Here is a 23390-nt window from a genome sequence, read left to right on the forward strand (position 1 = left end):
ATGACCTTCGATTGGTCCAATAAAGAAGTCGAGCTAATCGTAGCCGACTATTTTGGAATGCTCGTGGACGAGCTCGAAGGACGGACTTTAAACAAAGCCTACCACCGTAAAGCATTGATGCCTTTACTCAATAACAGGTCCGATGGTTCTGTTGAATTTAAACATCAAAATATCAGTCCGGTTTTAATTGGCCTAGGCATACCTTATATCAAGGGTTATAAGCCCAGGTTCAATTTCCAAAAATCATTGTTGGTGAGCAAGGTCCAGCAATACCTCATGCGACATCCTTTCCTTGACCAGATATTTATTGCCTTCGCAGATGGTGCAAATCCAGCAAACCTGGATATTGATTTCCATAAATGGCATATCCCTGCACCCGTGGTCGGAAATGTCCTGGAGGGTTTTAGGAACCTCAGACGCCCAGTTAGGGTAAATTATTTAAAAAGGGAAGAGCAGAATAGGGATTTAGGCTTGAAGGGAGAAGAACAGGTTATGTTGTACGAAAAATTTCTTTTGCACATGGCCGGCAAGGATGTTTTGGCCGACAAAATCGAATTGGTATCCAAAGACCAAGGCGATGGGTTAGGCTTTGACATACTATCCAAAAACTTAAATGGCACAGACAAATTCATAGAGGTCAAAACGACGAAACTCGGCCGAGAAAGCCCTTTTTTCTTTTCGCAAAATGAATACAATTTTTCGATAGAAAATGAAAGAAATTATCATTTATACAGGGTTTTCGACTTCAACCACGGACCAAAAATCTTTACTTGCGCTGGAAGTTTTGACCAGTTCTGTAAAGTCACTCCCATACAATATTCTGGGAGCTTTATTTAGCGCCCAATGGTAATATCAAAATCCCGTGTTTACATTCTTTTGGAAATCACAATGGTATCAGCTTGCCAGATAATTTGCTTGGAACGTTAACCTGGGAATTTCGGCAAAACTGGTTCTTCACCAATTTTAGTTATCAATCTAGGTTTTCTGACAAAAGTGTATTTGCTTTTGCCATTTGTGCTGACATCCTTTTTCGCTCCAAACTTATTGGCTGTTTCGGAATAACCTCTCAACACTTATCTTTCTGTTATAATTTTCATATTTAGCTTTATCTTCTTTTTATATAAGAGGTTTTCAGAAACATCTTGATCCTAGGACCTTGAGAAAGGTATAATGAAATTATAAAAGGAGCTTCATATGCAAGCTCCTTCTACCAATACAAAGATTCCAATAGCGCTCAAGTTGAATTTGCTTGATACAGACTCCTAGGAGCTTAAAAACAACTATATCTTTATGCTTAGCTTACTAATAGGTTAACCTTTTTTCAACAGGATTCTAGTGCATTTAGATCATCGGCACCCATAGCTAATAAAACATATCTAGGGAGTTATACATTTATATATCCTACACATTCCGAAAAGTAATTATAGTTGGAAGTTTTGAGTTTTTATAATACTGTAATTGTTGGTCACTTTTTAAATGCTTCAACTTTGCTATCGCTCCAATCGCTCGAATATAGCAATTCTCTGATATCGACCCTTAAAAACTCTGCTATTTGATTTAAATCATGTAAAGAAGGCTGCCTATGGTTATTAACCCATCTAGAAACCGTTTCTTCAGACTTATCGAGGTATTTTGCAATATCTCTGTTGTATATATCTTTCTGTTTAAAAACTTCTGCTAGTCGATTAATCTTTTGCATTACTTAAAAAAAAATGAAAAGTTTGACGTTTAATGAAAAACTTTTTGTAATATTGTTTATTAATAATGCGAAACAGCAAGTAGGCAACTGTCTGCTTTAACGATGTCACTCGTCCAAAATCCGCCAGATTTACCACGAGTTGATCGAGTGTTCGCCTATATACTGGAATTATTATACTTTTGTATGATCCAGTAAGGCGTACCTCGTAAACTTTTGGGTAACTTTTCGTCTCTGATGAGAAGCGGTTCTGGCGGAACCATGGCAAAAGTGAAGAGGTGCGCCTTATTGGTTTACTACCACTTAGGTTTCCCCAGCTTTTGTTGAGTTCGCATCGTTTACATAAAATTACCCGTTTATGAAAACGAAAAAATTAAGCTCGATTAAATGTTATCACTTCAAGGAGGTGATAAAAAATTATTCCCTACAACTCTTGTTAAAGAACGTTATCTGTTCTCCATCGTAGTGCGGGCCGGATTTTTCCGAGTATAAAATAGCCCAAAGAAAACAGGGGTTGGTGTGATGAGAGCGCACTGATTCCCGTTGGGTTATTTAGCTTGGAGCCAGCCCTGTTGCTTTTTGGGCAAGGGTGCTACAATGGTGTTTCGCGATTCCAAGGTAAGCATCTTTTTTCTAACTGGCAATACGGTTTGCCGTGTCTGCTTATTTTTGGGCGGAGGGGCTGGTTTTTGTTTGTTTTTTTCTAACATCAATATAAACCGGAGCGTATGCCAAATGAAAAGTACCGTTTTGACAGGCTTTATGCTTTAAAGCCGAAGAATCCTGTGTAGGGGGTGGCGGGGCAGGCAGGGACCTAAATGGTTAATGATTTTTAAGGTTCTTTGATAATGCGGCCTGCCCTGTTTTTTTGACTGGATTAAGAAAGTAATGTTTTGGTCTGGTGCTAATCAATTAACCTATTTTTCTTTAACTGTTTTTTATGAGTTTAGGTAGTGATGGTATGGAAAAGACTGCGGTAAAGACAGCTCAACAGGTGCTGGAGGCATTTTATGGTAGGTATGGGTTGGATAGTGTTAGGCTGATATTGCTGGAGTCTTTTCAGGCTTACGCCCTGAATGATAAGAAGGGTTTTCTGGAGCTGGGTATCAGTGAAGAGGAGGTGGCTGAGGTTTTTGATGGGCTGATCGGACTGGTAGGGGCGGTACTGGTGTTGATGGAGGAGGGTAGGATTGATGGTCTTGGTCCTGAGGACGGGGCAGATATTACAGTTTAATTTCTAATTTTTTACGTTTTAAATCGGCCAAAATGAAGCTTAAAATAGGCTTCCTGCTATTGCTATGCCTTTTTTTGGAGGTATGGATAACAATGTTTGGAGGCGGTTTTCGGCTTTGGGCAAGCTGTTTTGGCCGATGTGGCCGGTGATTTATACCTATTAACTCAATTCATCATGAAAAAAAATATTTTTTGTGTTTTATGGCTGCTCTGCAGTATGTGTAGCGGGCTATTTGCTCAGGATAAGAATTTGGATGCTATTGCCCCGCTATACGTGGGGGGCAAGCTTCCGGGGGCACTTTTTACGCTGGAGAGCAAGGTCCTTCAAGGGGGAAAGCTGTCCAGTGCCTCGCTGCGCGGGGATTTTAACAAGCTGATTATTATTGATTTCTGGGCGAGCTGGTGCGGGTCCTGCCTGAAAAAGTTTCCGCTTTTGGAGAAAATGCAGGAAAAGTTTCCTGATGACCTGAAAGTGCTGCTGGTGAATTCTTTGGGGACGGGTGACACGGGCGCGTCGCTGATTGCGAAGGCTGGTCCGGATGGGGTTTTGGCCGGGGTGGGGTTGCCTTTTGTGATGGAGGATGAACTGTTTTTAAAGGCTTTTCCGCATAGGGCTATCCCGCATTATGTGTGGATCATCGGTGGGGAGGTGGAGGGGATTACTTCAAGTGATTTCCTGACGGAAGAAAACGTGGTGATGATGGTAGAGCGTAACCGTAAACATGTGCAGACGGTGAGCAAATTAAAGCGGTTTAAGGAGCCAAGGTATTAGTTATGGGCAGGATTATTTTAGTTTTTGTTCTGCTCCTGTATGTTTCAGGGGTGAGGGCGCAGGAAGCTTTGAAAGGTGCGGTTCTGGATGGTAACGGTAAAGGGATTGCGGGGGTTGTGGTCAAAGCGGTTCCCGGGGGGCAGGTGCTGACCGGGAATGATGGTTCGTTTGTCCTGGCGGTAAAGGCGGGCAGGGTGAAACTGTCGTTTTCGGCGATGAACTTTGTCCGGCTGGATACTGTGGTGTCGTTGCCTTTTTCTGGTCTGTTTTCGGTAGTGCTTGAGGGAAAGGACCAGGAGCTGGGAACGGTGGAGGTAAGTACAGGTTACCAGACTTTGCCTAAAGAGCGGGCGACGGGTTCGTTCTTAAAGTTATCGGGTAAGGTGCTGAATGAGCAGGTGGGTACCGATATTGTTTCCAGGCTGGAAGGGGTGACCAGTAGTTTGAGCATAGACCGTAAGAGTAATGGGGGAGAGGGTTACGGGATTATTATCCGTGGGATTGGTACACTGCAGGGGCCGAGAAGTCCGCTGATTGTGCTGGATAATTTTCCTTATGAAGGGGATATCAAGAACATTAACCCCAATGATGTGGAAAGTATCACCGTGCTGCGTGATGCGGCTGCGGCATCGATATGGGGAGCGAGGGCCGGGAATGGGGTAATTGTGATCAATACCAGAAAGGGCCGCTTTAACGACAAACTGAAGGTGTCCTTTTCGGGCAGCCTGAAAGTGACCGCAAAGCCTGACCAGTATTACCAGAGCGCTATCAGTGTCGGTGATTTTATAGACCTGGAGAATTATCTTTTTGATAAGGGCTATTACAGCAGTTTCGAAACCGACAATTCCCATCCGCCGCTCTCTGAGGTGGTCGAACTGCGGATTGCAGCACGCGACAAGTTGATCAGTGATGCGGATGCGCGTTCGAGGATTGATGCCCTGCGCAGTTATGATCTGCGGGAGGAGCTTAACCGTTATGTTTTTCAGGATGCCACTGCCCAGCAGTACAGCCTGCAGATGGGAGCAGGGTCGGATAAAAGGAACTGGCTGGTTTCGGCTGGCTTTGACCATAATGTCAGCGCGCTTGCTGCACCCTTTAGCCGTTACAATTTAAAGGCGGAACAGAACTATAAGCTTGGCCCGCGGTTAACGCTGACCGGAAACCTCATGCTGACGTATACAAACAGTAAAAATGGTAAAACCGACCCATCGCAGATCAGCTCTGCTACGGGGATACTTCCGCCTTACACCCGGCTGGCCGATGAAGAGGGGAATGCGCTTGCGGTGATCAGGGATTACAAGACGGGTTATATTAGCAGTGCCGGAAACGGAAAGCTGCTGGACTGGTCCTATTATCCCCTGGAGGATTATAAGTTTTCGAGATCGGTAAACAAAGTGAATGATGTTCTGGCGTCTTTAAGGGCGGCCTATCAGCTGACCGGTTGGTTAAAGCTTGCCGGAACGTACCAGTTTGAGCAGCAGGATGCGCAGGTGACAACGGTAAATGATCCGCGAAGTTATTATGTGCGCAACCTGGTAAATGTGTTCTCTTCCATTGATGCATTCGGGGTACTGATGCGGAACATCCCGCTGGGCAGTATACGTGATCAGGATGATGCGCTGCTCAAAGCGCACAATGCAAGGCTGCAGGCAGATATCAATAAAGTGATGGGCAGGCATTCCCTCTCGGGGGTCTTTGGGGGAGAGATCAGGAGTACCGGGGTTCAGACCGGTACGGGCAGGATATATGGGCTGAAGGAAGCAACCTTAAGTACTTCGGTTGTAGATTATCTGGACCCGGTCAAGACCTTTGTTACCGGAAATACCGAAAATGTGCCCAACAGGGATGGACTGGGAAGAACTTTGAACCGTTTTGTCTCGCTTTTTGCCAACCTGGCCTATACCTATGATGAGCGCTATACGCTTTCACTGAGCGGGCGGAGGGATGCATCCAACCTGTACGGACTGAATACCAATGATAAATGGAACCCCCTGTTCTCTTCCGGTTTTGCCTGGGATATTTCAAAAGAGGAATTCTGGGGAGGGGGCCTGGTTTCTTTTCTGAAACTCAGGACAACTTTCGGGGCAAGCGGGAATACTGACCCAAGGACTACAGCAGTGACCACGATTACCTACTCGGGCTTTAATTCCGTATTTACCCAGAGCCCCTATGCGCTGTTCAGCAACTATGCCAATCCGGAACTGAAGTGGGAGCGTGTGTTTATGTTCAATGCTGGTCTGGACTTTGCCTTAAGGGGGAACAGGATAAAGGGGAGCCTGGAATATTACCGCAAAAAGTCTGTTGACCTTTTGGCGCTGACTCCGATAGATTTAACGGCAGGGGTCGGTGCTACGCTGGTGAAGAATTCAGGGGTAATTATGGGCAACGGGCTGGATCTTGAACTCAGCAGCCGCAATATTACTGGCAGGTTCAGCTGGTCTTCGGATTTCTTTCTGAACTATTATAAGGATAAGGTGATCAAGAACTACAACAGCACTTTCAACGGCAGGGGGAAACTGAACGGGAATGTTTCCTACACAGGGCTGGAAGGCTATCCGCTTTATGGGATGATTTCCTTTAAATGGGCAGGACTGGACCCTGCGACAGGTGACCCCCAGGGGATACTGAACGGGGCGGTGAGTAAAAATTACGATGCGCTGATGGGCAGCTCGCTTAAGTTCGGGGACATGGTATACCATGGTACCGCGCTCCCCATATTCACAGGTGGGCTGGGCAATAGTTTCGCTTATGGCGGTTTTACGCTCAGTCTGCGGATGAGCTTTAAGCTGGGCTACTATTTCAGGAAAAATGCACTGGACTACGGTTCGCTCATGATAGGGAGGCAGGGAACGGCTGATTACGCCCGCAGGTGGCAAAAACCGGGGGATGAACTCCATACCGATGTGCCGGGCCTTATTTATCCCAACTCGGACCTTAGGGATGAGTTTTACTGGGGATCGGAGGTCAATGTGCTCAAAGGGGACCACATCCGCATGCAGTATGTGAACCTAGGCTATGACTTTAAGTTTCGGAATGCGAAAATTGGTGTTTCCAAGTTGCAGGTGTTTGTCGTGGCCGGCAACTTAGGGATCATCTGGCGGGCCAATAGGGAGCACATTGATCCGGACTTTAATGGGATACCGGATGCAAAAAGCATTGCATTTGGTTTCAGATCATCTTTATAATCTTAAAGCGTATGAAAAAGTTAATTTATTTAGGCATGGTGGTGTTATTGGTCTGCACCTCATGCAAGAAGTTTTTGGACGAGAAGTCTAATCAGAACCAGGCCGTTCCTGAAACGCTGACAGACCTGCAGGCTTTGCTTGATCAGTACCAGGTGCTGAATTATGTGGACGGGAACGCGGCGGAGATCAGCACGGACGATGTATACCTGAACGATGCAGATCTAGCCGCAAGGCCAGAAAATGAGCGCAATATGTATACCTGGCAGCGCAGCAATATCTTTTTGCAGGATGGCAATGAATGGTTTTATAACTACCGGGCGGTCAACCGTACCAATGTCGTTTTGGAGGCTATCGCTAAAATCGGCAAAACTGCGGGTAATGCTGCCGAATGGAACAATGTCTGCGGGCAGGCTTATTTCATCCGGGCGAAAAACCATTTGCGGGGACTTTATATATGGGGCAATGCCTATGGTGAAAAGTCGCCCTCAGATCTGGGGGTACCACTCAGGCTGGGGTCTGACTTTAATGTGCCTTCGGTACGGGCCACTGTTGCGCAGGGTTATGCCCAGGTGATCTCCGATCTGCAGATGGCAGCTCAGGCGCTTCCCGTTAAAGCGGTACATGTGATGCGGCCCTCCAGGCCTGCGGCATTTGGCCTGCTCGCCCGGGTGTACCTGTCGATGCGCAGGTACGAGCTGGCAAAGCTGTATGCTGATTCCTGTTTATCCTTAAAGGCTGATCTGCTGGATTATAATAATCTGAATGCAGCAGCAGGTTATCCCATTGGCCCATTTAATGTTGAGGTATTGCAGGACAGTTACTTTACTTCGCCGTTGCTTAACAATGCAAGGGGGAAGATCATTCCTGCGCTTTATGCGCTGTATGAAACAAATGACCTGCGGAAAGCTGTGTTTTTTAGCGATAACAAAAACGGGACATATGGCTTCAAGGGAAGCTACGAAGGGAACTCGAATTTCTTTAGCGGGGTGGCTGTGGATGAGGTACTGCTGATCAGGAGCGAATGCCTAGCCAGGGCCGGCAGGCTGTCAGACGCACTGGCTGATCTGAACCGTTTGCTGCGGAGCAGGTATAAGAAGAATACTTTCATTGACCGTACAGGGAGTGACCAGCAGGCGGTGCTGGCAGATATCCTCCTTGAGCGTAGAAAGGAACTGCTGCTCAGGGGGCTCAGGTGGGTAGATGTGAAAAGGCTGAACATGGAGAATGCCGCTATTTCTTTCAGCAGGAGCTACAAAGGTACGGTGTACCAGCTTAAGGCCAACAGTACGGGCTTTGCCCTTCCGATCCCTGAGCGCGTGATCGAGGTAGCAGGCCTGCCGCAAAATCCTTAAAGCAATGGTGCAGAATTAATCTGCACCGTTGCCTGCTTTACTGCTCCCTGGCTGAGATCAGTTCCTGGGAGTCAAGCACTGCCTGGTTGTCCTTGCCAGAAAGGTAGGTAGAAAGCGAAGTTTCTATACCGATTGTGCAGGGTACTTCCGGATCCCCGTTGCATTCAAATGCAGTAGGGCTTCCTGCAGGTTCCCACGAACTGGTCTGGTCAACAGGGCCATTGGTGGTTTTGTAGTGGTAGTAAGTGGTTTTTTTGTTGGTGAATGCACTTTGTGAGGCGATAAGGCCGAACCCTAATACAAGGGCTGCAAGGCCTAAGTTGAATTTTTTTGACATGATTTTAGTTTTAAATGATCTCCGCTAAGGGAGGATAAATGAAGTCGATCTGGTTCTGTTGGTCTTTCGATCGGTTGATTTTTACTGAATTGGATAGGACCGGTATCCGGGTATGATTTTTACTCTTTGTCACGGACCTCCTGCTTTAAATGAATAGTTAAACTGGTTATCGCTAATGCGGTGAATACAAGGTTAAAAATCAGGTGCGGCTTCCATCCCAGCGATTTTAACACACCGCCGCAACTGCAGGGTACCTTTTCGAAATAGCCCGACAGTACCAGTGCGATGTAGGCGGTGAAGGCGAGCATAAGTACAGTTGAAAAAAGCAGTCCGGCCATTACGGTCCTTTTAAAACATAACAGCAGTGCGGTAACAATTTCTGCCGGGATCAAAAAATACAATAGAAAATCTGCAAGCCAGCCGGGAAAAGACTGGTTGTGGAGCTGCTCATCAAATGCGGTAATAGTAAAGAGTTTACTGAACGCGGCATAACTAAATAGCAGTACCAGCAGTGGTGGAACGGTTGATTTAAAAATTGCTTTCATGGTAGAAGGATTATGGAACAAATTAACGGGGATTAGAAAAGTTAAAACAGTATGAAAAGGGTAGTATACCCTTATAAACATGTATGAGATGAAAGAAAGCAGGTCTACGGTTTACCGGTTTTTGCCGGATGTATTCTTACGGGCACCTTATTATAGCTTCAGCGCCTATGATCTCTCGCGCTTGCCTGAGGTACTTCAGGAACAGGCTTTCCGGAATGCAGTATTTCTGGCAAGTGCCGGGTTTTATAGCTTACTTGAAAAAAAGGGATTTGATTTCGATCGGTTAACAGATAAGGAAAAGCATACCCTGTCTAAATATTATAACCGGATGTGCTTCAGGCCTACGCCGTTCGGCAGCTTTTCCTCCTTCACTTTGCTCCACTGGGGGAGCGGTGGTCAGATCAGGCTTTCTGGGACAGATGGGTCGGTACTTCACCTGCTGCCGGACCAGGGAATGTTAAGGGAACTGAAAAATAGGGAGGTTAACGATCTGGCTGAAACGCTGATGGTTAACCCTATGCTGTACAGGTTCAATGACCTTTTGCGCTATATGAAATCAGCTTTGGATGATAGGGGGAAGTTTAACTTTTCTATCCAGGGGATAGCTGCCGAAAAATTCAATGTAAAGCTGTTTTCGTTTTTAGCTTCAAAAAAGGTTTCAAAAATAACAGCAATCAACTGGGTGATGCAGCACGGTGAATGTTCAGCGGCAGACGCAGGGGATTACATCGGCTTTTTGCTGGATGCCGGTGCTGTTTTTGCTGCCGGTCAGGGCGGAATCATTGATCAAGAGGTGATCCGGGACTTTCCGGGCTTACCGGGCTGGAAGGATTTCTGGAGAGATAACACCAAAACCAGTTTACAGGATGGTGTATCCTTGCCCGCTCTGGCGCGGGATATCCCCAGCATTGGAGCCGATCCAGAACTTGCTATAGGGGAGCCCTTTTACGCGGCGCTGGAAAGGCCAGCTAATGGAGCTGGGCCCGACAGCGCCCAACAGGAAGAACTCTCCCGGGCGGTCCGTATATTACAGTTGCTGACTGTAGCGGAGCAGCCTGCTGACCTGACGCAGTTTATCCGGGATTTCCGGACCCGCTTTGATCAGGAAAAGGTGCCTTTGCTATTGGCCCTGGATCCCGATAGCGGCCTGCATTATGCGGATATGGAACCGTCCATACCTGAGCAGGATATCATAGCGGATATGCCTTTTGCTGACAGCAAGGAAAAAAACAGGAGCCTTGCCTGGCATACAGCGCAGCAGTTTATCTTCAGGCTCTGGGTAGGGGATACGCTCCGTGACCCCTGGGCACCCCTGCAGATCAGCGGAGATGATGTGGCCGGACTTGAAAATAAAATAGGGTCTGGTCTGCCCTTGCCCCAGACACAGGCACTCATGTACCGCCCGACAGGAGAATACCTGGTTATTGAAAGCTCTGGCGGAGTGACTGCCACCTCGCTTATCGGCAGGTTTTCATGTTTCAATGATAGCGTACACCGGTTGTGCCGTGAACTTGCCGAAACCGAAGCTGCAGCGAACCCCGGAATCATCTTTGCCGATATTGCCCAGCAGTCCGACACCCATGTAGATAATATCAATCGCCGCAAGCCCATTTATGCTCATGAGATACCGCTTAATGTATATCCCTCGCAGCCTGCCGGAAACCTGGTGTTTCCAGGAGACCTCCTGCTTTCCCTTAAGGGAGACGAACTGATACTCGAATCCGCCAAACTGAAAAAGAGGGTAATACCCCGTCTGGCGACTGCCTATAATTTCCGCAATAACCATTCCCCGGTTTTCAGGCTTTTATGTGATCTGCAGTTTCAGGGCCTGCAGTGGGGACTCTCATTCAGCCTCGATAGCTTTTTCCCCGGCCTGAATTTTTATCCGCGGGTATGTTATGGGAAAACTGTCCTTTGCCTGGCCAAATGGATTTTCAGGGATGCTGATACCGCAGGCTTATCGTTAAAGGACAATAATTTGATCCACGCCCTGGACAGCTTCCGCAAAAAGCACCACCTGCCGCGCCACATTACCTTGGGGGAAACTGACCAGCAGCTTACGTTCGATCTGGCCGACCCCGCCGAGGCAAGGTTTTTCCTGCAGTGCATCGAAGGTTCAAAGCGCGTGACGGTTCAGGAATACCTATTGCCTGACCGGTCTGTACTCTCCGGTAAAAAGCCGGTTGCAGGACAATTGGTCGCTTTCCTGGCCCACAAGAATAATATCTATGACCCTTTAAAAGAGGTAAATAGCTCTATCCAGGGCGAAAAGCAACGTGATTTTTTAATGGGAAGCAACTGGTTGTACCTTAAAATTTTCTGCATCCCCCGCGCCTCGGATGAAATCCTTGTCAATGTGATCTTCCCTTTCATCAAAAGTCAGAGAAAGCGGATCAAAAAGTGGTTTTTCATCCGCTACAATGATAATGGTTATCATCTGCGCCTGCGTATACTTGCAGAGGAAGATGACCTTGGAGCGGTACTGGTGGCATTGCGTAAAAAAATTGAATCATCAGGATATAGCAGGCTCATCCGGGACTTTCAGGGAGACACCTACCGCAGGGAAATCGAGCGCTATGGTGCTGCGATTATTTCAGAGGTTGAGGGTCTTTTTTATGCGGGTAGCAATCTTGCTGCCGATGTGTTAACTTTAAGGGGGAAAGGAACCCTTGGACTCAGCGAATTTGAACTGGCCATGTTTACGGCCTATCACATGATCACCTGTTTTTTGCCATCTCAGGCGGCTATAACGGCTTACCTATCAAGGGTAACCGGAAGCTTTATGACTGAGTTCAATACCGGTAAAGCCCTGAAGGTTGCAATGGATGCCAGGTACCGGGAGATAAAATCATTTACAGCGGATCTATCTGGAAGTAAAGCCTTATCAAAGCACCTTTCTCCAGTGCTAAAGCAGATGTCGGTTTTAAATAAGCTTACAGAGGACTATCCGGAGGATAAAAAAATGGAACTATTGGCGGATCTGGTACATATGCAGCTGAACCGGACCTTTTCAGTCAATCAAAGGCAACAGGAGCTGCTGGTCTATTATTGCCTGCAAAAATATACTGCATCGCTCAGGGCCCGCGAAAAAACTTCAGGCTAGTGATCGCCTTTGTCCCTTTTGCTGATAAGTACAACTGGCTGGATTTTTTCCCGGAAGGCTGCGCGGTAGGTACTGCCGATCGGAATGCTTAACTCCCCGGTCAATCTTACCCGGGCATATTCCAGGGAACGGATGACTGCATGGTTGATGATGTAGGACTGATGGATCCTGGAAAAACTTTCAATTGGAAGTTTGGAAAGGACTTCTGCCAAAGTAAGGTAGGTGGTCACTTTTTCACCATTCATATGGATGGTGATATAGTTGCCGATGTTTTCAATATACAGGATTTCTGAGACAGTGATACGGTTAAACTTTCCTTTGATGTTGCTTTTGACGAAAAAGAAGGGATTGACACCGGCCTCATCTGACGGACTGCTGATGTCTGAGCGCACCCGTGTAACGGCCTTTAAAAACCGAGGGTAATTGATTGGCTTGAGCAGGTAATCGACTGCATTTTTCTCAAAAGCTTCCGGAGCGTACTCCCGGTAGGAGGTTGTGAAAATAATGTTGCTGGCCGAGCCGATAAGGTCAGCGACATCAAGGCCATTGAGCTGTGGCATATCAACATCTAAAAAGACTATATCGGGGGTGGTTATCTTACAGAGTTCTTCCAGTGCCATCAGCGGATTGGTGGAGCTTCCGGCAAGTCCGAGGCCCGGGGTCTGACTGATATATTTTTCCAGTATCTCTACCGAATGGTATTCATCATCAATAATGTAGCAGGTCAAGTTCATAATTTTAGGGTTAGTGTAAGTTCGTAAAAATCGCCTGGCTCATTGATTTTCAGTTGGTAGCTGTCTTTATAAAAGGCATCCATGCGGAGCCGGATGTTCTGTAGGCCGATTGCTTTTCGTTCACGGGGATATCTGTTCTTTGATTTTTTCAGGTTCCGGCTGTAGAAGGTCAGTTGTCCGTTTTCCTCTACAGTCAACTTCAGGACGGCCGGGGAACCGGCTTCTGTCAGGTCCCCATGCTTGAACACATTTTCGGTGAGTGTAAGCAAAATCAAGGGGATTATTTTATGTCCATTGAAATCACCTTCCCTTTGTACGTTAAGATTCAAAGGTTGTGCAAACCGGTAGCGGTTGATCGCGATAAGGTTCTCAATCTGTTCGACTTCTCTATCAAGATTGATCTTTCCATCAGGGTCTGATTCTTCCAGGCTGAAACGCATGATCTCCGACAGTAGCCAGATACATTGGGCACCATCATCGGAATATTTTTGTGTGCTGTTGTAAGCAAAATTAAGCGCATTGAAAAGCATGTGGGGATTGATCTGTTGCTGGAGATAGGCATTTTGAGATTTGGTAAGCTGTACTTCCAAGATTGCTTTTTCTTTTTCAATATTCAATTGAAGTTTTTCCGCTTCTAGCGTCTGTCTTTTAAAAAAAGCGATGCGGCCAGCCGACCAGTAAAACATTGACAGTATTGTAAAGAGTATGGCCCTCATAATATTTCTCTGGAAGAAGCTTTCTATAATTATGATGGAAATAGAAGGGCTGGTTGGCGAACTATTAATTAAATAATCGGCAGTTGATTTGATTAACAGATATAAAATAAGCAAAGCCAGATAACCAGCAACACCTTTGAGATATCGATGTTTTTGTATTTTGAAAATATAGCTCAACAATGCTGCAGATCCGTAAAAAAAAGAAATATTAATGGCGTAAAAAAAAATGTAGACGTAAGGTTTTTCCAGTGTTCCGATGGCGATATACACCATAGTCAGTTCATACGTAATAAACAATGCCCAGCAGACAATGTGTATTAGAAGGATTTTTTTCAGAGATTTCGTTACTGCTATTTTTAACATATTCTTTGCGAGGACCGCTGTTTTTATTTCTAAAGCCTCAGAATCTGTAATAAAGATTTGTTACGGCTATTAATGTATTAATTTAACATAAAAAATATAAATTCATGAAAAATTCATTTAAACTTCCAGAGAAAAAAATTATTTCAGTGAACAGCTTTGTGCCGACTGAAGGAAAGTCCAAAAAATCCGATACTGATACGACTAGTATTACCACAAGTATCACCAGTACCCATCTGATAACAAATTAAAAACCAGGTTTAATTGACAACACCAGATGCTCAAAAGTGAACTAGATGAGATCGAGGAACTGATGTATACTTGGCGAAATTCAAGTGAAAATATAGCCCTGGAAAACAGTTTCCAATCCAAATCTCATAAGGTTTTTGAAGCATGGAGAACGACAACTTTTTCGGAGATTTCTGAAAAAAGTTTAAGACGTTATTTTTATTATCAGCTTGAGGGTATCCTGAAAATTTCGGATACCCTCTATAAAATGTCGGGTGTTGATATCCCTGGAAAGCAACAAAACCAACTTCTACTTCTTCTTGATCATCTGAAGCGATATTTTCCTAATTATTTCAACCAGGATGCTACAGCGCCTATAGCCTTTTATCAACGCTCAGTTGAACTATGGAGTGCAGATGTTCAATTGCTGAAAAGCAAAATTGAAGAAGCAGAAATTAGCTCTGAACTGAAAAATTCGGTCTGTAAATGGGTGGAGGAACTCAATGAGATCAATTACGCCAAGCGTTATACCTTTCGGGAAATAGCTTATTCTAAATATGTTGTTGAGCAAATGCTTTTGATAAACACTTTTTCAAACGAAGCGGAAAACAACCTCATCTCTTTTCTTTGCAGCGCTAATTTTAACCATCTTGCTTTTTTAGTTTACCGACAGGGGAAAATCCGGGAAAAGTTGAATTCTTTTATGTGTTTAGGTGACAGAATAAACTATCTCCATAAGCAAAAGGCTATCGTTAAATCTATTCCTCAGGTTAAAAACATAGTATATGATCCCTCATGGCCTTCAATAAAAACCATGCTAGCAGAATGGCTTCAGGAAGAAATTTGGTTAGCAGAAAAATCTTTGACTAAAGGGAACGAAGCCACTATCACCAGGATTCCCTTGGAATTGTCTGTCGCTCACCTGTCCTGCCTGATTCGGTTATTGTACGAAGAAAGTGTTTTCGCCACCCAGAACCTCCAGTCCATTTTTAAAGGGTTTGCCGGTTATTTTCAAAGCAAGAGACAGGCTGTTATCTCTCCCGGAAGCCTGAGCAAAGAATTCTACAGTATTGACCAGCATACAGCCGCCCGTGTTCGGGATTTGTTACAGCGCATGATCCAGCGGATCAACCGTAATTTTTTTCCTATGGCCGTTGTAGTAAATGCAACAGTCCTTTCTTATCTAAGTATGCGCTGAGTTCCCCCAGCCAGGTATAGCTAAACCCTTCTTTTTTTATCAATTGGTCAGGCACTATAGATGTGATGTCTGTTAATGTGCTAAAATGCATTGTATCACAGGCAATGCAGAAACCCTGACTAAAACCAAGTTTTACGATTGGGGTGTGTAGTATATCCTCTGTTACCATGTTTTTTCTAAAGCTGAACGAGATAAATATAAGAATTTTGTTTCTTATTAGCTGTATCCTTTGTGGTGTTTCTTTTTAGAAGTACCTTTCGCGCATCATTTTGGTTTACTTTACCACATGAGTAAAGCCAAAAATGAACAGGACAGCGAGCATATCAGGCAGGTTTTAAAAATGGTTGGCGCTAGGATCCGTTCCCTGAGGGAAGCTAGGGGAGAGAGGAACTATGAAAAGTTTGCATTTAAACATGACCTTAACCGCACCCAGCTCTGGCGGTACGAGAACGGTGAGGACCTGAACTTTTCATCTCTGCTCAAGGTGCTTTCCGCATTGGATATCAGTCTCGCTGAATTTTTCGGCAGCGGGTTTGATCACCCGGAGCAGTGATCGCATGGGATGTTAAATGGGCCCTGATGCTTAAGTTAACTTTTCCTACTTTCACTTATACGGGAATTCCCGCTGGGAATCCAAGCTAGCCCGTTTACTCCCAAACATTCCCGGCGATACGATAATCAAACTTGCTATTGGCATTACGTCCGTGCCGAAATTTCCGATGCCATGGTGAGATGATGCGCAGCCTTGCTGATGTGTTTTTTGGGGTGTAAAGCCGATCCTGGTCTGTATATGATCTGACCCATTTTTATTCAGTTTTACCCTGGACACAGCAGTCATGATAAACAGTTATCTGGGAAAGGAAAGCCAGGCTCAGAAATTAGCCTGAAACTAAATTCATCCGGAAATGTTATCTATTAAAATTAAAAGATATCATTATGGCAAGAGGAACAAAAGTTGAACGCAATTCGGTGTCAAACCAAGACCACGAAATCAAATATGAAGCAGATAAGCTGGATGTGAAACCCGGTAAGGTAAAAGATGCGAAATCCAGTGTCGGCAATCAGCGAAAAGACATCGAAAAAAAGGTTAAATAAAATAAGCTCCGAACGGGGCTTTTTTTTGGCAGCATGAAGATTGCAACCTATAATATCAACGGGGTGAACGGGCGTATCGATACCCTTTTGAAATGGCTTAAAGAAGCCGCTCCGGACGTGGTATGCCTCCAGGAACTCAAATGCGATGACCGATCGTTCCCGGCGCAGAAAATTATGGCCGCTGGTTATCATGCTGTGTGGCATGGGCAAAAGGCATGGAACGGTGTGGCCGTTTTATCGAAAAAAGAAATCAGGGAGTTGAGGAAAGACCTTCCGGGTGAAGATGCGGAGTACACCCATAGCCGTTATCTTGAAGTTTTCACCTATGATATGGTCATCGGCTGTATTTATCTGCCATTTGGAAATCCCTTTCCTGGACCGAAGTACGAATACAAAAAACGCTGGTTTGCAAGGCTCATCGGGCACGCGCAGACGCTTCTGGCAACAGGACTTCCGGTGATGCTCGTCGGTGACTATAATGTGATGCCGACCGACCTTGATACCTATAAGCCGGAGAAGTACAAGAATGATGCTCTGTTCCGTCCGGAAATCAAAGCCGACTACCAAACCCTTTTAGCGCAAGGGTGGACGGATGCCCTTAGAGTTCTATACCCAAAAACCGCCATCTATACTTATTGGGATTACCTGAGAAAAGCTTTTGAAAGGAACGCCGGGCTAAGGCTAGACCATTTTTTGCTGACGGCGGATCTTGCAGAAAAACTAAAGAATGGCGACGTTGACAGACACGTTAGGGGATGGGAAGGTGCCAGCGACCATGCACCTGTATGGATTGAACTGGCCCGCAAAGCACTCAAGAGAAATCTCCCGGCCAAAGAAACCCGTTCTGAAAAGAAAAATGATTTTATCGGCCAGCTCCCCCCGGAAGTACAGGAAGTTATAGGATTAGCAGAAAAATCTGCTATGCCCAAAGGGTTAAAGCCGATGAAGGCTACCCTGGTAGGCGAACCTTTTGACCAAGCGGGCTGGATATATGAGATCAAATGGGACGGCTACAGGGCAATTTCCTATCTCCAAAAAGGCAATGCTGAAATTTATTCAAGGAACAATCTGCTGTTCACTCAGTTCCATATTATCGGAGATGCGCTTGCTGAACTGGGAATAAACGCTGTATTGGACGGAGAAATTGTTGCCCTTAAAGAAGACGGCACTGCAGATTTTGGAGCGCTGCAGAACTGGAAAAATACCCAGCGCGCGAAACTTTACTGTTACCTTTTTGATATAATCTGGCTGGAGGGGCATTCACTGGTATCGCTGACCCTCAGCCAAAGGAGGCAGATATTGGAAGCTGTTCTGCCAAAAGAACATTCCACTATCAAACTGAGCCAGGCCTACCAGACCTCGGGCATTGATTTTTTCGATGCTGCAAAGCGGATGAAACTTGAGGGCATCATCGCCAAACGGGCCGACAGTTACTACTCTTCTGACAGCAGATCCAGGGAGTGGCTAAAGATAAAGGCCAAAAGAAGACAGGAAGTTATTATCGGGGGCTATACCCGAAACGAGGGGACCGGTAAGAATTTTAGCGCCCTCGCTATCGGCATTTATGACCGAAAAGGAAAACTTCACTACATCGGCAAAGTGGGCACAGGCTTCAACCAGGCCATGCAGAAGGAGCTGATGGCAGAATTTGAAAAGATTAAAGCGCAAAAATGCCCTTTCGGGACTGTTCCCGATGTGGACGAGCCCTCGCAGTTCCGGCCCCAGCGTCTGGGCGCAAAACCGACCTGGCTCATACCTAAACTGATCTGTGAGATTGAATTTGCCGAACTTACCAATGACGGTAAGGTGCGTCAGGCTTCTTTTAAGGGACTGCGCAAAGACAAAGATCCAAAAGAAGTGATCCTTGAACCTGAAGCCGATACCCAGACCCTTGTACATGAAGTGGCCCTTGAACAAAAGCTTTCAGAGACTAAAGCCGGAAAGAACGGTAAAGCAGCCCGGCCCAAAAAAACCGGGACTCTTAAAGCTGTAAAACCACTATTGGAAGGCACATCGGAAATCCAGGAAAAGAAGGTCGACGGACACCTTTTAAAGTTCACCAACCTAAACAAGCTCTACTGGCCGGAGGATAAGGTAAGAAAGCGCGATATGTTCAACTATTACGATGCGGTAGCTCCAATGATGCTTCCCTATCTTTTGGATAGGCCCATGTCCCTCAACCGTTTCCCGGGCGGCATACACGGAGAAAGCTTTTACCAGAAAAACGTAAAGGAAACCGCGCCGGACTGGGCACGTACTATGCCGCATACCAGTGAAAAGGGCGAGGAGAAAAGCTATCTTTTGGGCCATGACAGGGCTACCCTTCTATGGATGGCCAGTTTGGGCTGCATTGAGATGAACCCCTGGTTCAGCAGGGCCGCTAGCCCAGATTACCCCGATTACTGCGTAATAGATCTGGATCCGGATAAGAATACCTTTGATCAGGTCATTCAGGCCGCGCAGGTTACAAAGGATGTACTGGACAGCATTGGCGTACCGGGATTTGCGAAAACTTCAGGCTCCACCGGCATCCATATCTACATCCCGCTCGGGGCAAAATACACCTACGAACAGTCACAGCTTTTTGCCAACATTATCGTGCGCCAGGTAAACCGGGAACTCCCGAAATTCACTACCCTGGAGCGCACCATTTCAAAGCGCGGAGGGAAAATGTACCTTGATTTTCTGCAGAACAGGCCAGGAGCGACCATAGCAGGGGTCTACTCGCTCAGGCCAAAGCCTGGTGCCACCGTATCCATGCCCTTGTTATGGGAAGAGGTTAGGCCCGGACTCAAGATGCGGGATTTCACCATCTTCAATGCGGTGGACAGGCTTAAAGAGACCGGCGACCTGTTTAGCGGCGTCCTGGGCAAGGGGATAGATATGGCAGGCATGCTCTCTGCCGCCCAAGGCATTTTTAGCTGATCCAGACACGGCCGTGCGGTCAGTTAAAACTTATATCCATAAACAATGTTAAAGAAGAAAAAACTCATGGGAATTCTAACGGAAAAACCGGTGTCCATTGGCGCCAAAGCCCTGGTTATCGGCGCTATTGCAGGTCTTGCCCTGGCGACAGTTTATACGGCCTACAAAAGAAAAAATAAACCCGGCCAGGCTAGCGAACCGGGTGATCACCATTTAACAGATTTAATTATGGAAAGATACGTATTCAACATCGCTACTGGTAGCGGACAGATTCCCGCTGTGGTAGAAGCGGCTGGGGATTGCTACAGCGTTCATCTGGATGGTAAATATGCAGGGACCATGTGGCAGGATGAGCGAAAGGGCATGCAGTGGAATACTGAAGACCATGACCTTGACCAGTATATGTGGGAAATTGCCGTTCATCTCTCCGAGGCATTTTCGCGCAAGGGATTTCCTTCTTTATTGATGGGCACCTATCCTGAAATTACATCGACAGCATGGAAAACCGATGAAACCCTGGAAGTGAACCTCAGACAGGAAACCGATATGGACGTGTTCAACACTTTTCTAAAAGACGAAATATTGAACCTTGTGACCTTTGAAGAGCACTTGGACCTGATGGTCAAAAAAGAAAACGATCCCTATTTTATTATTGTTGGCATAAACTAGGACTACTTGAAGTTCCGCCCTTCGTGAAATGCCTTTTTCGTGGCATCTTCGCGGACCTGTGCACGTTTGTTCTGTGAAAGGTAGGGCGCTGTTTTTTCATCTCCACGAGCTAAAGTTAGCACTGGCAGCTCATCCACTTCCCGCTGCACCAACTTGCCCAGCATTTTTGTAAAATCAAAACATTTGCTCACGATCACGTGCACAACCTGACCCTCACGCTGCAAACGGCCTTCGACCATCAGCAGCCTGGCGTGCAGGACCTCCTTGCGGTAGGTTTCAAACAGCTTTTCAAATACCACCAGATTGGAATATCCCGTTTCATCTTCAATTGTGATAAAACATACGCCTCCCGCGGTGCCCGGCCGCTGGCGTACAAGCACCAGTCCGGCTACTTTTACCAGCTGCCCATCTGTGGAACCGTTGTTGATGTGATGGCAGCTGCGGATATTGAGCATTTCCAACTGCGGGCGAACGAAGCTGACCGGGTGGGCCTTTAAAGAAAGCCCCACTGTCGCATAATCCTGCACCACATGTTCGCCTTTGCCCATCAGCGGCAGCTCAACCTGTGGCTCCAGTACGCTTTCGGATTTTTGGCCCTTGAAGAGTTCTATGGGCATATCCTGCAGGGCGGAAACTTCCCACAGGGCTTTCCGCCTGTCCATTCCGAGCGAACGGAAGGCATCGGCATCGGCCAGCCTTTCAAGCGATGCTATCGAGACTCCTGCATCCCGGAGTGCGGTAAGACTTTTATATCCATTGCCACGGCCATTTACCAGAATCTTCATTTCATCTTCCCGGACCCCGCTGATCTGCCGAAAGCCCAGGCGCAGCGCGAAATATTTCCCGGATTTTCCTTCCAGCTTATTATCCCACAGCGAACGGTTGATGTCCACTTCTCTAACTTCGACGGTATGTTTCTGCGCATCGATAACAATCTGGGCTGGCTGGTAAAATCCCATCGGCATACTGTTCAAAAGCGCCGCAGCGAACACATCGGGATAATAATGTTTGAGCCAGCACGAGACATAGACCAGCAAAGCAAAACTTGCCGCGTGGGATTCGGGAAAACCGTAGCTTCCAAATCCCTCCAGCTGCTTGAATATCCGTTTTGCGAATTCCACCGTATAACCTTTGGCGAGCATCCCATCGATCAGTTTCTGCTCCCATTGGTTAACCAGCCCCTTGAACTTGAAAGTAGCCATGCTCCTGCGCAGCCCATCTGCCTCGGCTGGGGTAAACCCTGCAGCAACGATGGCTATTTTCATTGCCTGTTCCTGGAAAAGAGGTACGCCAAGCGTCCTTCCGAGGATTTCCTTCAGTTCGGGCGAGGGGTACTCTACAGCCTCTTCGCCATTGCGCCTGCGCAGATAGGGGTGCACCATGTCCCCCTGGATCGGCCCGGGCCTAACGATTGCCACCTCTATAACCAGATCATAAAACTCCCTGGGCTTTAAGCGCGGCAGCATCGACATCTGCGCCCGGCTTTCAATTTGGAATACGCCCAGGGTATCGGCGAGACAGATCATATCATAAACTTCAGGGTCATCCTGCGGTATATTTGCGAGCGTATATTGCACGCCATAATGGTCTCGGCACAGATCAAAAGCCTTTCTGATGCAGGTAAGCATCCCCAGCGCCAGCACATCCACCTTTAAAAATCCCAGCGCATCGATATCATCCTTGTTCCATTCGATATTGGTGCGGTCTTCCATCCGGGCATTTAGTATCGGGCAAAGGTCTGTGAGCTTGCCTTGCGTGACCACAAATCCTCCGGTGTGCTGTCCCAGCTGCCTCGGAAATCCCATCATCTGCGAGGTGAGCTCGAGTGTTTTTTTAAGGTGAGGATCATTTGGGTTCAATCCCTGTTCAGTTATTCTTTTCCCCTCGAACCATTCATCTGTAAACTCCCATATGGAACTAGATAACCTGTTTATGGTATCTACCGAAAGCCCCATTGCTTTGCCCACATCACGGATGGCACCTTTCTGGTGCTGCTGGGTGACTGTTGCCACGATTGCCGCCCGATCACGGCCGTACTTATCATAGATATACTGGATGATTTCTTCCCTTCGCTCATGCTCAAAATCCACATCGATATCGGGCGGCTCATTTCTGGCGGGTGATATAAACCTTTCGAAAAGCAGGTCAAACTTCATCGGGTTGACCGAAGTAATTCCCAGGACAAAACATATAGCAGAATTTGCCGCAGAACCGCGCCCCTGGCAGAGAATACCCCGCGAACGTGCCTCGCGGACGATATCCTCCACAAAAAGAAAATAATTGGCATAGTCCATCTGCTTCACAAAGGCCATTTCATGGTGGATCATCCTGACCACTTTCTCTGGGACTTCTTGCCCATAAAATTCATGTGCCCCTTTCCATGTAAGGAATTCGAGCTCCTCCAGCGGTGAGCGCCCACTTTTATTGATTTCCTCCGGGTAAACATATTTAAGCTCATCAAGGGAAAAATTGCAGGCCTCGGCTATCACCATTGTATTTTTGATTGCGGTTGGATAGTTCCTGAACAGGCGTTCCATTTCTGCAACCTCTTTCATGTAGCGCTCGGCATTTTGGTGCAGACGGAATCCGGCTTCCTGAATGGTACATTTCTCGCGCACGCATGTCAGCACATCCTGCAGTTCCCTTCTGGAAGGGCAGTGGTAATGCACATCGCCTGTTGCTACCACCGGGATACCATAGTTTTTTGAAAGCTGAGAAGTTCTAAAGATCAGCTTATCATCATTTCCCATATATGACCTTGTTGCAGCCAAATACAGTTGGCCTCCTAGCGCCTCGCGGTATTCTGCAACCGCTGAAACAAAACCTGTATCGTATTCAAACTTCCGGTTCAGTTCTCCAGGGGTTACTACCGTAAAGATGATGCCTTTGCTGTGCTCATAGACATCCGCCCTGGAAATATGGCAGGAACCTTTTTCCGCGCGCATGTTGCCAAGGGTTAATAGTGCGGACAGTCTTCCATAAGCTTCTTTGTTGGTAGGGTAGGCAAGTAAACTTGGTCCGTCAAGCAGATCAAGCCTACAGGATGGGATCAGTTTTACATTTTTTTCCCTGCATGCCGCATGCGCGCGCACGATGCCGGCAAGTGTATTTCTATCTGTAACCGCTATTTTTTTATACCCGAAAAGCTCGGCCTGCTCGACCAGCTCATGGGCATGTGAAGCACCTCTCAGGAAGCTGAAATTTGAAGTAACCTGTAATTCGCTGTATGCCATAACCCATCT

The 23390-nt window shown here is 46.6% G+C and carries 17 protein-coding genes; 11 read left to right on the forward strand and 6 right to left on the reverse strand.

What is annotated here, in order from left to right:
- Complete coding sequence (locus ACS5PU_RS02325; RefSeq protein WP_439457653.1) at positions 1–837, forward strand: DUF3883 domain-containing protein; 837 nt, start codon at positions 1–3, stop codon at positions 835–837.
- Between the two features lie 628 nt (positions 838–1465).
- Here the strand turns inward: ACS5PU_RS02325 and ACS5PU_RS02330 are convergent.
- Positions 1466–1699 carry a helix-turn-helix transcriptional regulator gene (locus ACS5PU_RS02330; RefSeq protein WP_439457654.1) on the reverse strand — a complete coding sequence of 78 codons (234 nt, stop codon included), beginning with the start codon at positions 1697–1699 and terminating at the stop codon, positions 1466–1468.
- A 937-nt stretch (positions 1700–2636) separates the two neighbouring features.
- Between ACS5PU_RS02330 and ACS5PU_RS02335 the strand changes: the two genes are divergently transcribed.
- From ACS5PU_RS02335 to ACS5PU_RS02350, 4 genes are all read left to right on the forward strand, one after another.
- The gene (locus tag ACS5PU_RS02335) at positions 2637–2930 is read left to right on the forward strand and encodes a hypothetical protein (protein ID WP_439457655.1); all 294 of its coding nucleotides are present in this window, start codon (positions 2637–2639) and stop codon (positions 2928–2930) included.
- Positions 2931–3104: 174 nt separating this feature from the next.
- Entirely contained in the window at positions 3105–3701 is a 597-nt protein-coding gene (locus ACS5PU_RS02340; RefSeq protein ID WP_439457656.1) for a TlpA family protein disulfide reductase, read from the forward strand.
- 2 nt (positions 3702–3703) lie between these two features.
- Entirely contained in the window at positions 3704–6886 is a 3183-nt protein-coding gene (locus ACS5PU_RS02345) for a SusC/RagA family TonB-linked outer membrane protein (RefSeq protein WP_439457657.1), read from the forward strand.
- Positions 6887–6921: 35 nt separating this feature from the next.
- A complete protein-coding gene (locus tag ACS5PU_RS02350) occupies positions 6922–8238 on the forward strand; it encodes a RagB/SusD family nutrient uptake outer membrane protein (protein WP_439457906.1) in 1317 nt (438 codons plus the stop codon).
- Positions 8239–8275: 37 nt separating this feature from the next.
- On the opposite strand, the gene ACS5PU_RS02355 is transcribed toward ACS5PU_RS02350, so the two are convergent.
- Together ACS5PU_RS02355 and ACS5PU_RS02360 are read right to left on the reverse strand one after the other, a co-directional pair.
- Positions 8276–8575 carry a hypothetical protein gene (locus ACS5PU_RS02355; protein ID WP_439457658.1) on the reverse strand — a complete coding sequence of 100 codons (300 nt, stop codon included), beginning with the start codon at positions 8573–8575 and terminating at the stop codon, positions 8276–8278.
- 119 nt (positions 8576–8694) lie between these two features.
- A complete protein-coding gene (locus ACS5PU_RS02360) occupies positions 8695–9120 on the reverse strand; it encodes a MauE/DoxX family redox-associated membrane protein (protein ID WP_439457659.1) in 426 nt (141 codons plus the stop codon).
- A gap of 88 nt (positions 9121–9208) precedes the next feature.
- On the opposite strand from ACS5PU_RS02360, the gene ACS5PU_RS02365 reads away from it, so the two are divergent.
- The gene (locus ACS5PU_RS02365) at positions 9209–12223 is read left to right on the forward strand and encodes a thiopeptide-type bacteriocin biosynthesis protein (protein WP_439457660.1); all 3015 of its coding nucleotides are present in this window, start codon (positions 9209–9211) and stop codon (positions 12221–12223) included.
- Here the strand turns inward: ACS5PU_RS02365 and ACS5PU_RS02370 are convergent.
- Positions 12220–12957: a LytR/AlgR family response regulator transcription factor gene (locus ACS5PU_RS02370; protein ID WP_439457661.1), complete on the reverse strand. Its 738-nt coding sequence runs from the start codon at positions 12955–12957 to the stop codon at positions 12220–12222. The genes ACS5PU_RS02365 and ACS5PU_RS02370 overlap by 4 nt on opposite strands.
- Complete coding sequence (locus ACS5PU_RS02375) at positions 12954–14036, reverse strand: sensor histidine kinase (RefSeq protein WP_439457662.1); 1083 nt, start codon at positions 14034–14036, stop codon at positions 12954–12956. Before ACS5PU_RS02375 ends, ACS5PU_RS02370 begins: the two co-directional genes overlap by 4 nt.
- A gap of 274 nt (positions 14037–14310) precedes the next feature.
- Between ACS5PU_RS02375 and ACS5PU_RS02380 the strand changes: the two genes are divergently transcribed.
- The 5 genes from ACS5PU_RS02380 to ACS5PU_RS02400 all read left to right on the forward strand — a co-directional run bounded on the left by ACS5PU_RS02380 (position 14311) and on the right by ACS5PU_RS02400 (position 20148).
- Positions 14311–15459, forward strand: coding sequence for a hypothetical protein (locus ACS5PU_RS02380; RefSeq protein WP_439457663.1), 1149 nt, complete (start codon positions 14311–14313; stop codon positions 15457–15459).
- A 286-nt stretch (positions 15460–15745) separates the two neighbouring features.
- Positions 15746–16012 (forward strand): helix-turn-helix domain-containing protein, encoded by a 267-nt coding sequence (locus tag ACS5PU_RS02385; RefSeq protein WP_439457664.1) that lies wholly within the window; start codon positions 15746–15748, stop codon positions 16010–16012.
- 383 nt (positions 16013–16395) lie between these two features.
- The gene (locus ACS5PU_RS02390; protein ID WP_439457665.1) at positions 16396–16554 is read left to right on the forward strand and encodes a DUF3606 domain-containing protein; all 159 of its coding nucleotides are present in this window, start codon (positions 16396–16398) and stop codon (positions 16552–16554) included.
- 33 nt (positions 16555–16587) lie between these two features.
- Positions 16588–19479: a DNA ligase D gene (gene ligD, locus ACS5PU_RS02395; RefSeq protein ID WP_439457666.1), complete on the forward strand. Its 2892-nt coding sequence runs from the start codon at positions 16588–16590 to the stop codon at positions 19477–19479.
- 45 nt (positions 19480–19524) lie between these two features.
- Positions 19525–20148, forward strand: coding sequence for a hypothetical protein (locus ACS5PU_RS02400; protein ID WP_439457667.1), 624 nt, complete (start codon positions 19525–19527; stop codon positions 20146–20148).
- 2 nt (positions 20149–20150) lie between these two features.
- On the opposite strand, the gene ACS5PU_RS02405 is transcribed toward ACS5PU_RS02400, so the two are convergent.
- On the reverse strand, positions 20151–23381 hold the full coding sequence (locus ACS5PU_RS02405; protein ID WP_439457668.1) for an error-prone DNA polymerase: 3231 nt from the start codon (positions 23379–23381) through the stop codon (positions 20151–20153).
- Between the last annotated feature and the right edge of the window lie 9 nt (positions 23382–23390).

Origin of the sequence: Pedobacter sp. GSP4, assembly GCF_051857575.1 — a bacterium.
In the GTDB taxonomy this organism is placed as follows: Bacteria; Bacteroidota; Bacteroidia; order Sphingobacteriales; family Sphingobacteriaceae; genus Pedobacter.

Coding starts and splice junctions, on each gene's coding strand:
- ACS5PU_RS02355 (WP_439457658.1), bottom strand. CDS start 8,575: ATGTCAAAAAAATTCAACTTAGGCCTTGCAGCCCTTGTATTAGGGTTC.
- ACS5PU_RS02350 (WP_439457906.1), top strand. CDS start 6,922: ATGGTGGTGTTATTGGTCTGCACCTCATGCAAGAAGTTTTTGGACGAG.
- ACS5PU_RS02335 (WP_439457655.1), top strand. CDS start 2,637: ATGAGTTTAGGTAGTGATGGTATGGAAAAGACTGCGGTAAAGACAGCT.
- ACS5PU_RS02405 (WP_439457668.1), bottom strand. CDS start 23,381: ATGGCATACAGCGAATTACAGGTTACTTCAAATTTCAGCTTCCTGAGA.
- ACS5PU_RS02370 (WP_439457661.1), bottom strand. CDS start 12,957: ATGAACTTGACCTGCTACATTATTGATGATGAATACCATTCGGTAGAG.
- ACS5PU_RS02360 (WP_439457659.1), bottom strand. CDS start 9,120: ATGAAAGCAATTTTTAAATCAACCGTTCCACCACTGCTGGTACTGCTA.
- ACS5PU_RS02375 (WP_439457662.1), bottom strand. CDS start 14,036: ATGTTAAAAATAGCAGTAACGAAATCTCTGAAAAAAATCCTTCTAATA.
- ligD (WP_439457666.1), top strand. CDS start 16,588: ATGAAGATTGCAACCTATAATATCAACGGGGTGAACGGGCGTATCGAT.
- ACS5PU_RS02365 (WP_439457660.1), top strand. CDS start 9,209: ATGAAAGAAAGCAGGTCTACGGTTTACCGGTTTTTGCCGGATGTATTC.
- ACS5PU_RS02345 (WP_439457657.1), top strand. CDS start 3,704: ATGGGCAGGATTATTTTAGTTTTTGTTCTGCTCCTGTATGTTTCAGGG.
- ACS5PU_RS02400 (WP_439457667.1), top strand. CDS start 19,525: ATGTTAAAGAAGAAAAAACTCATGGGAATTCTAACGGAAAAACCGGTG.
- ACS5PU_RS02380 (WP_439457663.1), top strand. CDS start 14,311: ATGCTCAAAAGTGAACTAGATGAGATCGAGGAACTGATGTATACTTGG.
- ACS5PU_RS02340 (WP_439457656.1), top strand. CDS start 3,105: ATGAAAAAAAATATTTTTTGTGTTTTATGGCTGCTCTGCAGTATGTGT.
- ACS5PU_RS02390 (WP_439457665.1), top strand. CDS start 16,396: ATGGCAAGAGGAACAAAAGTTGAACGCAATTCGGTGTCAAACCAAGAC.
- ACS5PU_RS02385 (WP_439457664.1), top strand. CDS start 15,746: ATGAGTAAAGCCAAAAATGAACAGGACAGCGAGCATATCAGGCAGGTT.
- ACS5PU_RS02325 (WP_439457653.1), top strand. CDS start 1: ATGACCTTCGATTGGTCCAATAAAGAAGTCGAGCTAATCGTAGCCGAC.
- ACS5PU_RS02330 (WP_439457654.1), bottom strand. CDS start 1,699: ATGCAAAAGATTAATCGACTAGCAGAAGTTTTTAAACAGAAAGATATA.